The organism is Leisingera sp. M527 (genome assembly GCF_025141525.1).
Taxonomy (GTDB): Bacteria; Pseudomonadota; Alphaproteobacteria; order Rhodobacterales; family Rhodobacteraceae; genus Leisingera.
Genome location: NZ_CP081037.1, coordinates 4,290,158 through 4,301,362, shown reverse-complemented (window position 1 = coordinate 4,301,362; position 11,205 = coordinate 4,290,158). Strand labels below are relative to the sequence as shown.

Below are 11,205 nucleotides of genomic sequence, written 5' to 3'. Positions count from 1 at the left end.
GCTGCGCCTCACGCGTCCCCAAAAAAGCAGCGGCCCCTTGGCCGGGCCAGTTCTATTCTATCTTCACCCCCAACCACCCGGGGGGCATTCACGCACAGGGGTTATGTGTGCGGACCAGCAGTGGCCGCATTACCCGAAGGCTGAAAGTTCGCACAAAACAGCAAAAACAGCCGCAAGAAGCGGCGGATTTGCCGTGACGAACAGTATCGCACACAATTGAGACAAGGCTGCTGTCCTAAACCAACACAGCAGTGGATCCCGGCCAGAACAAAGCACGTATGTGCCGTCTGTACCGGATAACCTGGCAACCTTGATGCCCGTCAAGATTGCCGCAAGCAGCCTGTCCCCCCAGCGAGTGAATCGCTGTCCTATTGGTAGCAATTCGAGGGGGGCGGCAGCAACGAAACTATGATGTTGACTCTGCCTTTGGCGACAAAGAATCTCTCGCGCCTGCAGAACACCGCCGAGGGTTTTCCCAAAAAACAAGGCGCTGCAATCTGCAGCGCCCTGACAACTTTTCAACTCTGCTTGAGCTTGCCCAGCAGCGCGAATCTCAGGCCAGTGCCTTCACGCGTGCGGACAGGCGCGAGATTTTGCGGGAAGCGGTGTTTTTGTGGTACACACCCTTAGTGACACCGCGCATCAGCTCGGGCTGAGCAGCGCGCAGAGCTGTGGTTGCAGCTTCTTTGTCGCCGGAAGCGATAGCTTCTTCAACTTTACGCAGGTAGGTGCGGATGCGCGAACGACGGGCTTTGTTGACGGCAAAGCGCTTTTCGTTCTGACGTGCGCGCTTCTTGGCCTGGGGCGAATTTGCCATGGTATCTGACCTTTTCTCGGGTTCTGTTTCTATCGGACGCAATGCCAGCCGGACCCGGGTCACAAAACCGGTGTGATTCTAGCCAGAGCGGGCTGCACGCGCATGTATGGGGCGGCGTTTATCCAATCCGGTGCAGAATTGCAAGGGCACTGGCCCGGAAAGCAAAACGGCGGGCCCATCCGCCCGCCGCTCCGTTACTTTAATCGCAAGCCGGGTTCATTTGTCCCGGAACTGCGCTTCGCGCTTTTCCAGAAAGGCGGCCATGCCCTCTTTCTGGTCTTCGGTGGCAAACATCGAGTGGAATACCCGGCGCTCGAACAGCAGCCCCTCGTTCAGCGGCAGCTCGTAAGAGCGGTTCACCGTCTCCTTGACCGCCATCGCTGTCAGCAGCGATTTTTCGGCGATCTTCTGTGCCGCTGCGGTGGCTTCTTCGATCAGCTTCTTGGCCGGCACCACGCGCGACACCAGGCCGGCGCGCTCGGCTTCCTCGGCGTTCATGAAGCGGCCGGTGAGGTTCATATCCATCGATTTGGACTTGCCCACAAACCGGGTCAGACGCTGCGTGCCGCCAATGCCTGCAACGACGCCCAGATTGATCTCAGGCTGGCCGAATTTGGCAGTCTCAGCAGCGATAATGAAATCGCACAGCATCGCCAGCTCGCAGCCGCCGCCCAGCGCATAGCCGGCCACCGCCGCGATCACCGGCTTGCGGATGGCAGAGATCCGGTCATTGGCATCGGCAAACAGGTTCGTGGAGAACACTTCGGTAAAGCTCATCTCCGACATCTCTTTGATATCGGCACCGGCGGCAAAGGCCTTTTCCGAGCCGGTCAAAACGATGCAGCGCACCTTGTCGCTGGCATCGGCCTCTTCCAAAGCCGCGCACAGCTCGCCGATGAGTTCCTTGTTGAGCGCGTTCATCGCCTCTGGGCGGTTCAGTTTTATGAGGCAAACGTGGTCCTGCACATCGACGTTGATCGTCTCGTAGGCCATGATTTCTCTTTCGGTTGTTCCGTTCAGTCCTGAGTCCTTACCAAAAGGCGCACTCTGATCAAGCTATCTTTGGCACTTTACACAGTAGAAGGTAGAGCGTCCGGACTGAGTGATTCTCCCAATTGACCCGGTGCAACCCGCGCGACGGCAAGGTTCGCCCTCGCGCCCGTAAGCATCGAAAGAATGTTGAAAATATCCAAGTTCACCAGAGGCTTGCCGAAAATCCTTGAGCGACGATCCGCCTGCACGGATGGCATCCTGCAACACTTCCCGGATGATCGGAACCAGCGCCGCAACCCGATGCGCGGCAATCTGCCCAGCCTTGCGGCGTGGCGAAATTCCCGCACGGAACAAAGCTTCGCAGACGTAAATGTTACCAAGGCCAGCAATGATTCCCTGATCCAGTAATGCAGATTTCACCGGCGTGTTGCGACCCTGGAAGGCGGCAACCAGATGATCCTCGTGAAAATCATTGCCCAGCGGCTCCGGCCCCAGCACCGCCAGCAGCTTGTGGGACCCGGCAGTCGCCGTCTCCAGCAGATCCATTGCACCAAAGCGGCGCGGATCGTTGAATGTGATGCGGGCGCCGTTGTCCATATCCAGAACTACATGATCGTGCTTTACTGCTTGAGGATGCTGATGCGTGAACTGCCCCAGCGGATCACCCGACACCGTCATCCGGCCCGACATGCCAAGGTGAATGAGCAATGTCTCATCCGTGTCGAGGTCGGCAAGAATGTACTTTGACCGCCGCCGCAGCCCATTGACCCGCGCACCGGTCAGCCGCTCGGCCATCCGCTCCGGAAACGGCCAGCGCAGGTCCGGCCGGTTCACAGCCGCATTTGTGATCACCGCCCCCTCCATCGCAGGCGCCAATCCGCGTTTCACTGTCTCGACCTCGGGCAATTCTGGCATTACACCCCTCCTGAACCAACGGGCCGCATTGTGCCTGCCCTCCAGCGCCTTATAACAAGGGCGGAATTCAGCAAACGGCAAGCCTCATGAGCGATAGCAGCGACAACACCACCCATTTCGGGTTCGAAACCGTCCGCGAGGAGGAAAAGGCCGGCCGCGTGCAGGGGGTCTTCAACTCGGTCGCCTCAAAGTACGACATCATGAACGACGTGATGAGTGTGGGTATCCACCGGGTCTGGAAAGACGCGATGATGGACTGGCTGGCGCCGCGACCCGGTCAGCGGCTCTTGGATGTGGCGGGCGGCACCGGTGACATTTCCTTCCGCTTCCTGAAGCGCGCGGGGTCCGGCCACTCCACCGTGTTTGATCTCACCCGCCCGATGCTGGAAGAAGGCCGCAAACGCGCCGAGGCCGAGCAGATGGCGCACAGCCTCGACTGGGTCACCGGCGATGCGATGAAGCTGCCGTTCAAGGACAACACTTTTGACGTCTACACCATCTCTTTCGGCATCCGGAACGTAACCCGCCCGCAGGAGGCCTTGAACGAGGCTTACCGGGTGCTGCGCCCCGGCGGGCGGCTGATGGTGCTGGAGTTCTCGCAGCTGCCGAATGACGGGCTGCAAAAGCTTTATGACCTCTACTCCTTCAATGTGATCCCGCGGATGGGGCAAATGATTGCCGGCGATTACGACAGCTACCAGTATCTGGTGGAATCGATCCGCAACTTCCCCGATCAGGAGACTTTCCTCGGAATGCTGCGCAAGGCAGGGTTCGAGAACGCCAAGTACCGCAACCTGTCGCTGGGCATCGCCGCCCTGCATTCCGGCTGGAAGATCTGACCTATGCGCGGCCCCCACAACATTCTGCGCTTGATCCGCACAGGCGCCACTTTCGAGCGCACCGGCGCCATGCATTCGGTTCTGGAGGCGTTCGAGGCCCCAAAGCCCCTGCGTATCCTCGCCCGCACCCTGGGCTGGCCGTTTAAATGGCTGGGCTACAAGGGCGATCCCGCAATGCCGCCCGAAACCCGCGCGCTGAACGCCCTGGGGCCTGCCTATATCAAATTCGGGCAGGTTCTTTCGACCCGGCCCGATGTGGTGGGCAAGGATCTCGCCCGCCAATTGCGGGTGCTGCAGGACAAGCTGCCGCCGTTCTCCCGCGCCGAGGCACTGGCCGAAGTGGAAAAAGAACTAGGCCGCCCGGTCTCAGAGGTTTTCTCGGAGTTCAGCGACCCCATCGCCGCAGCCTCTATTGCGCAGGTGCACCGGGCCACACTGGCGGACTCCGGCGATGAAGTGGCCGTCAAGATTCTGCGGCCCGGTATTGAGCGCGCCTTCAACAAGGATGTGGACGCCTTTTACTTCGCTGCCCGCATAGCCGATCTGTTTGCGCCCGGTGCCCGCCGCCTGAAACCGATGGACGTGATTGAGCATTTCGACGGTGTGGTGCAAGGGGAATTGGACCTGCGCCTGGAAAGCGCCGCCGCCTCGGAATTTGCCGCCAATACCGTGAATGACGAAGGTTTCCAGCTGCCTGAGATCCGCTGGGGCTATTCCGCCCGCCGGGTAATGACGATGGGCTGGGCGGACGGCGTTGCGCTGGGTGACAATGACGCGCTGGATGCAGCGGGCCATGACCGCCGGGTGCTGGCCGACCGGGTGCTGTCGCTGTTCCTGCGCCACGCACTGCGCGATGGATTTTTCCACGCCGACATGCATCAGGGCAACATGAAGGTCGCGGCAAACGGTGACATTATCGCCTATGACTTCGGCATCATGGGCCATATTGATGAATACACCCGCCGGGTCTACGCCGAGATCCTCTATGGCTTCATCAAACGCGACTACAAACGCGTCGCCGAGGTGCATTTCGAGGCCGGTTATGTCTCCGCCTCCCATGATGTGGATGAATTCGCCCGCGCCTTGCGCGCGGTGGGAGAGCCGATCTTCGGCATGGACGCCTCGCAGATCTCCATGGGGCGGCTGCTGAACTATCTGTTTGAAGTCACCGAGCGTTTCGGCATGGAAACCCGCACCGAGCTGATCCTGCTGCAACGTACCATGGTGGTGGTCGAAGGCGTCGCCCGCTCGCTGGATCCGCATATCAACATCTGGGAAGCTGCCCAGCCGGTGGTCGAGGATTACATCAAGAAATCAATCGGCCCGCGCGCCGTGGTTTCCGACCTGTTGGACACCGCCAAGGTGATGGCCCGGTTTGGTCCCCGGCTGCCCGCGCTGGTGGAACGGGCGCTGATCGCACAAGCAGCGCAGAACGGGACACAAAAACGCAAGCTGAACAGCTGGGTAACCCCGGCTGTTCTAGGCGCAGCCGGCGGAGCAAGCCTCTGTGCCGTTGTTGCCCTGCTGCTGTGAGCGCGCAAAGGCCCCAATGGCCACGGTCTTCTTTCTGGTCTGAAATACCCCAGGGGTGAGCGCCGCAAGGCGCGAGGGGGCAGCGCCCCCTTCGCTTTCTTTTACAGCCGCTCGATTGCCAAAGCGATGCCCTGACCACCGCCGATGCACATCGTGATCAGACCTTTCGATCCGCCGGTCCGCTCCAATTCATAAAGCGTTTTCAAGGTGATGATGGCACCGGTTGCACCCACCGGATGGCCCAGGGCAATCGCTCCGCCGTTTGGGTTCACTCTGGCAGGATCCAGCCCCAGTTCCTTATTCACCGCCAGCGCCTGCGAGGCAAAAGCCTCGTTCGATTCAATGACGTCGAAATCGCCCGCCGACAGGCCGGTCTTTTCGAACAGGTTACGCACCGCAGGAACCGGGCCGATCCCCATCACCTCGGGACGCACACCGGCATGGGCATAGCCCAGAATCCGCGCCTTGGGTTTCAGACCCGCCTTTTCTGCGGCGGAGGCTGTGGCCAGCACCACCGCCGCCGCACCATCGTTGATCCCGCTGGCATTGCCGGCGGTAACCCGGCCATCTTTCTGGAACACCGCCTTCAGCCCGCCCAGCACCTCCAGGGTGGTGGCTTTGGGGTGCTCGTCCACCTCAAACGGTACCATGTCGCGCTTGACCTTCACCTCAACCGGCGCGATCTGCGATTTGAAATGCCCGGCCTCGATTGCTGCCGCCGCGCGGCTCTGGCTGGTGACGGCAAATTCATCCATCTGGGCGCGCGTTATTCCATGCTCATCGGCGACGTTCTCGGCTGTAACCCCCATATGGCCTGTGCCGAACGGGCAGTTCAACGCCCCCAGCATCATGTCCAGCGACTTTACATCGCCCATCTTTGCCCCCCAGCGGCTTTGCTGGAGGATATAGGGGCTGCGCGACATGTTTTCGGCACCGCCGGCCAGTGCGAACTCCGCATCGCCCAAGGCAAGCGACTGAAAGGCTGATATAATTGCCTGCACGCCGGAACCGCAAAGCCGGTTCACGTTCATCGCGGGCACCGCATCAGGCACCCCTGCCTGCATCGCTGCAACCCGGCTCAGGTACATGTCGCGCGGCTCGGTGTTGATGATATGGCCGAATACGGCGTGGCCGATTTGCCCGCCCTCAACGCCGGAGCGCTCCAGTGCTGCTTTTGATACGGTTGTGGCCAGATCAATCGGTGCAGTACCTGCCAGCGCGCCGCCAAGTGTGCCGATGGCGGTGCGGGCGCCGTCCAGAATCACGATATCAGTCATTGTCTTTCTCCTCACTCCTGCGTTGCCGCCATTATGCGCCCGCAGCATGACCCTGTCTGCCGGGACGTGCCGTCATGGAAACGCCGCGTAACTCCCCCTACACCGCCACTGCGCAACATTCCGAAAGACCGCAGGATTTGACAAATCCTGCCTGACAGCGCAGAGAATCCGTCATGACGGAAAACACAGACGATATCCTGACCCTGCTGCCCGCCCGCCTGAAAGAGGCCCGCCGCACCCAAGGGCTAAGCCTGGAGGCGGTGGCGAATCTCTCCGGTGTCAGCCGTTCTATGGTAAGCCAGATTGAGCGCGGTGAAAGCTCCCCCACCATCGCAACACTGTGGAACCTGACCCGTGCGCTGCAGGTGGATTTTGCCGGGCTGCTGGAAACAGGGGACATGAAGGACCGGATTGAGGTTCTGCGCGCAACAGATGTGCCCAAGATCGAGAACATGGGCCAAGGATGCCGGATTCGCATTCTGTCGCCGCCAGAGGACGCCGGCGGGCACGAGGTCTATGATATCCGGTTCGACAAGGGCGGTGCACTGATCAGCCAGCCCCACACCCGCGGCACAGTGGAACAGCTGACCGTTCTAGAGGGCGAAATTGCTCTTTCTTCGGGCAACGCCAATAACTTGCTGCAAACAGGCGACACTGCCCGCTATGCCGCTGACGTTGCGCATTCGGTTACCGCCCCCGAGGGGCCGGCGCGGGTGTTTCTTATTGTGAAAACCGCTTGAGGTATGCCCTCAAGCCCGGCTGCACCCCTTGTTTCAATATCAATCCAGGCATTGGCAGACCTTTCAGACAGGCGGGAGATTGCGGGTTTGAGCCGGATCTTTTTAGCTGAACCAGTGTAAACGCACCGGCAAGAAAGCCCCTCTCTCCACCTTTCCGGAACAAAGCCCTTGAAAGACTCACGGCATCGGACCATATGTGGATCGCTAACGTTATTCTTGTCGATCCACTGTCTCCCGCTTTGCGGCGTTTTCAGTCTCTCGATCCAGACCGACTACGCCAGGCTGCCGCACTTCCGCGGGCAGCAAATACTAGGAGACTACGGATATGGCCACCGGCACCGTAAAATGGTTCAACACCACTAAAGGCTTCGGCTTCATCGCACCCGACGGCGGCAGCAAAGATGTGTTCGTGCACATCTCCGCTGTTGAGCGTTCCGGCCTGACCGGCCTGGCGGACAACCAGAAAGTCACTTTCGACATCGAGCCCGGCCGTGACGGCCGCGAGTCGGCTGTGAACCTGGCGCTGGCATAAGCTTTTCAGCTTAGCAGTTCTGAAACGCGGTCCCTGCAAAGGGGCCGCGTTTTTTTTGCCTGCCATAAAGGACACAAAGGAACAGTCAGTCTTTGTTCTTCTCATCCCAAGGCGCAGGCTCCCACAGCTCCACCTTGTTGCCTTCTGGATCCATGATCCAGGCAAAGCGGCCGTTCTCATGAGCGTCAGGCCCTTTCAGGATGGGAATGCCTGCGGCCGTCAGCTGCGCAACCATGCCGTCCATGTCATCAACCCGGTAATTGATCATAAAGCCCGAGGTACTGGGGTCGAACCAAGTCCCGTGCTGATCAGCAGCGGCCCAAACGGTGAGGCCGCCGTCGCCGGCCTTGTCCTCCTGCCACTTGAGGACGGCGCCGCCGAAATCCGCCAGCTCCAGCCCCAAATGGTCGCGGTACCATTCTGCCAGCTCCTTGGCGCTGCCGCGCGCCTTGATGAATACTCCGCCGATACCCGTGATGCGTGCCATGACTGTTTCCTCCCTGTTTTGGGATGAGATAGTCCGGCCGGGTGGAATTTCAGCCTTCAAATCCGGTTTCACGGAATTTTTTCCGCCATACTGAAATCCTGTATTTCGGAAACATGTCCGCTATGATAGACACGCGACTCGAGACACCCAGGGAGCCAGCTCATGTCCAACGCATTTCTGACCGACATCTCCAACACGCTTGCCCAGATCGAGGCTGAGGGGCTGTACAAACGTGAGCGAATGATCACCTCTCCCCAAGGGGGCGGGATCACGGTTGGCGGCCGCGAGGTGATCAACCTCTGCGCCAACAACTATCTGGGTCTGGCCAACCACCCTGCCCTCATCAATGCAGCCAAGGACGCGATGGAGCCAAAGGGATTCGGCATGGCCTCAGTCCGGTTCATATGCGGTACCCAGGACATTCACCGGGAGCTGGAGCAGCGGCTGGCCAAATTCCTCGGCAAGGATGACGCAATCCTGTTTGCCGCCTGTTTCGATGCCAATGGCGGGCTGTTCGAGCCGCTGCTGGGCCCGGAGGATGCGATCATCTCGGACTCGCTGAACCATGCGTCGATCATCGACGGGGTGCGCCTGTGCAAGGCCAAACGCTATCGCTATTTGAACAGCGACATGAATGATCTGGAGGCCTGGCTGAAACAGGCGCGCGAGGACGGGGCGCGGCATATCATGATCGCGACCGATGGCGTTTTCTCGATGGACGGATACCTGGCCAAGCTGCCGGAGATCCGGGCACTGGCGGACAAATACGATGCGGTGGTGATGGTGGATGACTGCCACGCAACCGGCTTTATGGGGGCGACAGGTGCGGGCACGCCGGAGCATTTCGGGGTGGACGTGGATATCGTCACCGGGACATTGGGCAAAGCACTTGGGGGGGCCATCGGCGGTTATATCGCCGGGCCGCAGCCAGTGATCGACCTGCTGCGGCAGCGGGCGCGGCCCTATTTGTTTTCCAATTCGCTGCCGCCATCGATTGTTGCTGCCGGGCTGGAGGCGATCCGTCTGGTGGAAGAAGGGGACGGGCTGCGGGCGCAGCTGTTTGAGAATGCAAAGTACTGGCGCGCCGGGCTGGAAGGCTTGGGCTTTGACCTGCTGCCGGGTGAGCACCCGATCATCCCTGTGATGCTGGGCGAGGCGCAGCTGGCACAGGACATGGCGGCAAAGCTGTTTGACGAGGGCGTTTATGTCTCCGGCTTCTTCTTCCCGGTGGTGCCGCGCGGCCAGGCGCGGATCCGCACCCAGATGAATGCGGCGCTGACGCGGGACGAGCTGGACCGGGCATTGGCCGCCTTTGGCAAGGTGGGCAAGGCGCTGGGGATCGTGTCATGAGCCGCCCAAACACAATGAAGGCGCTGGAGAAGAGCCAGCCGCAGGAGGGCCTGTGGATGGTGCAGGCGCCGGTGCCGGAAATCGGCCCGGATGAGGTGCTGATCAAAATCAAGAAGACCGGTATCTGCGGCACCGACATCCACATCTGGAACTGGGATGAATGGGCCGCGCATACCGTGCCAGTGCCAATGATTACCGGGCATGAATTTGCGGGTGAAATCGTCGAGATCGGGCGCAATGTCACCGATTTGGCGGTGGGGCAGCGCTGCTCCGGCGAGGGGCATCTGATCAAGACGGACTCGCGCCAGAGCCGCGCCGGCAAGTTCCATCTGGATCCCGGAACACGCGGCATCGGGGTGAATGAGCAAGGCGCCTTTGCCCAATATCTGAAACTCCCCGCCTTTAACGTGGTGCCGCTGCCGGAGGAAATCCCGGATGAGATCGGTGCCATTCTGGACCCCTTGGGCAATGCTGTGCATACGGCGCTGAGCTTTGATCTGCTGGGCGAAGACGTGCTGATTACCGGCGCAGGCCCCATTGGCATCATGGCGGCGGTGGTGGCGAAACATGCCGGCGCGCGCCATGTGGTGATCACCGATATCAACCAGGACCGTCTGTCGCTGGCGGAACATGTGGCGCCGGCGGTGCGCGCGGTGAACGTGGCGCAGGAAGACTTGCAGGATGTGGTGCGCGAGTTGGGCCTGAAACAGGGGTTTGATGTCGGGCTGGAAATGTCCGGTTCGCAAGCGGCCTTGGATCAGATGGTCGAAGCGCTGGTGATGGGCGGCAAGATTGCCCTGTTGGGCATTCCGCCGGGCAAGTCGCCGGTCGACTGGTCGCGTATCGTGTTCAAGGCGATCACCATCAAAGGCGTCTACGGGCGCGAAATGTTCGAAACCTGGTACAAGATGATCGCCATGCTGCAGAACGGGCTGGACGTGAGCCGGGTGATCACCCATCGCTTTGCAGTGGATGATTTTGCCGAGGGTTTTGCAGCGATGAAATCGGGCTCTAGCGGCAAAGTGGTACTGGACTGGACCTGATTGTGATTCAGGCTGTGTCGACAAAAGGGCTTCACATCGGGTGCCGGTCATGATTCACACCGGGATCTACGAGGAAGACCAGCTTGGCACGAGATTTTTGCCGCACGAGGAATGGGCGTTTTTTGACCGGTTTATCCGGGCTGCACACGCCCCGAACCGGCGCAAACCTACCGATCACCGCCTTGTTCTCGATGGAGTTTTCTGGATCGCCCGCACCGGCGCGCCATGGCGTGACCTGCCTGAAGAGTTGGGCAAGTGGCCGAGTATCTACCGGCAGTTCCGGCGCGGGACGCTGGCGGGGTTGCGGGAGGGCACCATGGACGCCCTGAACCAAAGCGGGACGGTGCCGGATGCCCTTCAAATGATCCCTCCCGGCGTCACCGCAGCAGGCCTGCCAATGAGGACCGAGATCACACCGGGCCAGACATCCGATTGCCTGGGGTTCGACACGGCCATGGCCGACAACCTGCCTGAACCGGGCATCCTGTTGGCAGACCGAGGCTATGACGCTAACAATATTCGGAAAAAGATGGAGGCGCGGGACGTGCTCAGCCAGATTCCCATGCGCAAATCACGCAAGATGCGGGTCGGTGTGGAGCATTCGCTGTATTCCTTGCGCAATCCCGTCGAGCGGTGCTTCAACAAGCCCAGGATTGCGCGCCCCTTCGCGCCGCTGGCG

The 11,205-nt window shown here is 60.5% G+C and carries 11 protein-coding genes and 1 pseudogene; 7 read left to right on the top strand and 5 right to left on the bottom strand.

The window, feature by feature from the left end; all coding sequences use genetic code 11:
• Positions 1–553 precede the first annotated feature (553 nt).
• The 3 genes from rpsT to mutM all read right to left on the bottom strand — a co-directional run bounded on the left by rpsT (position 554) and on the right by mutM (position 2,725).
• Positions 554–817, bottom strand: a complete 264-nt coding sequence (gene rpsT / locus K3555_RS21170; RefSeq protein ID WP_134830955.1) for a 30S ribosomal protein S20 — start codon at positions 815–817, stop codon at positions 554–556.
• A 216-nt stretch (positions 818–1,033) separates the two neighbouring features.
• Positions 1,034–1,810: an enoyl-CoA hydratase gene (locus K3555_RS21165; protein ID WP_129372784.1), complete on the bottom strand. Its 777-nt coding sequence runs from the start codon at positions 1,808–1,810 to the stop codon at positions 1,034–1,036.
• Between the two features lie 63 nt (positions 1,811–1,873).
• On the bottom strand, positions 1,874–2,725 hold the full coding sequence (gene mutM / locus K3555_RS21160; RefSeq protein WP_260006939.1) for a bifunctional DNA-formamidopyrimidine glycosylase/DNA-(apurinic or apyrimidinic site) lyase: 852 nt from the start codon (positions 2,723–2,725) through the stop codon (positions 1,874–1,876).
• 86 nt (positions 2,726–2,811) lie between these two features.
• Between mutM and ubiE the strand changes: the two genes are divergently transcribed.
• Both ubiE and ubiB read left to right on the top strand, forming a co-directional pair.
• On the top strand, positions 2,812–3,564 hold the full coding sequence (ubiE, locus tag K3555_RS21155; RefSeq protein ID WP_129372782.1) for a bifunctional demethylmenaquinone methyltransferase/2-methoxy-6-polyprenyl-1,4-benzoquinol methylase UbiE: 753 nt from the start codon (positions 2,812–2,814) through the stop codon (positions 3,562–3,564).
• Between the two features lie 3 nt (positions 3,565–3,567).
• Positions 3,568–5,097, top strand: coding sequence for a 2-polyprenylphenol 6-hydroxylase (gene ubiB, locus K3555_RS21150; RefSeq protein ID WP_260006937.1), 1,530 nt, complete (start codon positions 3,568–3,570; stop codon positions 5,095–5,097).
• Positions 5,098–5,198: 101 nt separating this feature from the next.
• Here ubiB and K3555_RS21145 read toward each other — a convergent pair whose 3' ends face one another.
• A complete protein-coding gene (locus tag K3555_RS21145) occupies positions 5,199–6,374 on the bottom strand; it encodes an acetyl-CoA C-acyltransferase family protein (protein WP_260006936.1) in 1,176 nt (391 codons plus the stop codon).
• 173 nt (positions 6,375–6,547) lie between these two features.
• Here K3555_RS21145 and K3555_RS21140 point away from each other — a divergent pair, with 173 nt between their 5' ends.
• Positions 6,548–7,114 (top strand): helix-turn-helix domain-containing protein, encoded by a 567-nt coding sequence (locus K3555_RS21140; RefSeq protein WP_027257153.1) that lies wholly within the window; start codon positions 6,548–6,550, stop codon positions 7,112–7,114.
• Positions 7,115–7,439: 325 nt separating this feature from the next.
• Positions 7,440–7,646: a cold-shock protein gene (locus tag K3555_RS21135; protein ID WP_024092327.1), complete on the top strand. Its 207-nt coding sequence runs from the start codon at positions 7,440–7,442 to the stop codon at positions 7,644–7,646.
• Positions 7,647–7,731: 85 nt separating this feature from the next.
• On the opposite strand, the gene K3555_RS21130 is transcribed toward K3555_RS21135, so the two are convergent.
• The gene (locus tag K3555_RS21130) at positions 7,732–8,133 is read right to left on the bottom strand and encodes a VOC family protein (RefSeq protein WP_260006935.1); all 402 of its coding nucleotides are present in this window, start codon (positions 8,131–8,133) and stop codon (positions 7,732–7,734) included.
• 162 nt (positions 8,134–8,295) lie between these two features.
• Between K3555_RS21130 and K3555_RS21125 the strand changes: the two genes are divergently transcribed.
• From K3555_RS21125 to K3555_RS21115, 3 genes and pseudogenes are all read left to right on the top strand, one after another.
• Entirely contained in the window at positions 8,296–9,483 is a 1,188-nt protein-coding gene (locus K3555_RS21125) for a glycine C-acetyltransferase (RefSeq protein ID WP_260006934.1), read from the top strand.
• A 14-nt stretch (positions 9,484–9,497) separates the two neighbouring features.
• Positions 9,498–10,526: an L-threonine 3-dehydrogenase gene (gene tdh / locus K3555_RS21120; RefSeq protein WP_260008576.1), complete on the top strand. Its 1,029-nt coding sequence runs from the start codon at positions 9,498–9,500 to the stop codon at positions 10,524–10,526.
• A gap of 49 nt (positions 10,527–10,575) precedes the next feature.
• Positions 10,576–11,196, top strand: a pseudogene (locus tag K3555_RS21115) (transposase); the annotation flags it as partial.
• Positions 11,197–11,205: the final 9 nt, after the last annotated feature.

What these genes read in the sequence shown, in the direction of transcription:
- rpsT (WP_134830955.1), bottom strand. Translation starts at nt 817, where the DNA reads ATGGCAAATTCGCCCCAGGCCAAGAAGCGCGCACGTCAGAACGAAAAG.
- K3555_RS21165 (WP_129372784.1), bottom strand. Translation starts at nt 1,810, where the DNA reads ATGGCCTACGAGACGATCAACGTCGATGTGCAGGACCACGTTTGCCTC.
- mutM (WP_260006939.1), bottom strand. Translation starts at nt 2,725, where the DNA reads ATGCCAGAATTGCCCGAGGTCGAGACAGTGAAACGCGGATTGGCGCCT.
- ubiE (WP_129372782.1), top strand. Translation starts at nt 2,812, where the DNA reads ATGAGCGATAGCAGCGACAACACCACCCATTTCGGGTTCGAAACCGTC.
- ubiB (WP_260006937.1), top strand. Translation starts at nt 3,568, where the DNA reads ATGCGCGGCCCCCACAACATTCTGCGCTTGATCCGCACAGGCGCCACT.
- K3555_RS21145 (WP_260006936.1), bottom strand. Translation starts at nt 6,374, where the DNA reads ATGACTGATATCGTGATTCTGGACGGCGCCCGCACCGCCATCGGCACA.
- K3555_RS21140 (WP_027257153.1), top strand. Translation starts at nt 6,548, where the DNA reads ATGACGGAAAACACAGACGATATCCTGACCCTGCTGCCCGCCCGCCTG.
- K3555_RS21135 (WP_024092327.1), top strand. Translation starts at nt 7,440, where the DNA reads ATGGCCACCGGCACCGTAAAATGGTTCAACACCACTAAAGGCTTCGGC.
- K3555_RS21130 (WP_260006935.1), bottom strand. Translation starts at nt 8,133, where the DNA reads ATGGCACGCATCACGGGTATCGGCGGAGTATTCATCAAGGCGCGCGGC.
- K3555_RS21125 (WP_260006934.1), top strand. Translation starts at nt 8,296, where the DNA reads ATGTCCAACGCATTTCTGACCGACATCTCCAACACGCTTGCCCAGATC.
- tdh (WP_260008576.1), top strand. Translation starts at nt 9,498, where the DNA reads ATGAAGGCGCTGGAGAAGAGCCAGCCGCAGGAGGGCCTGTGGATGGTG.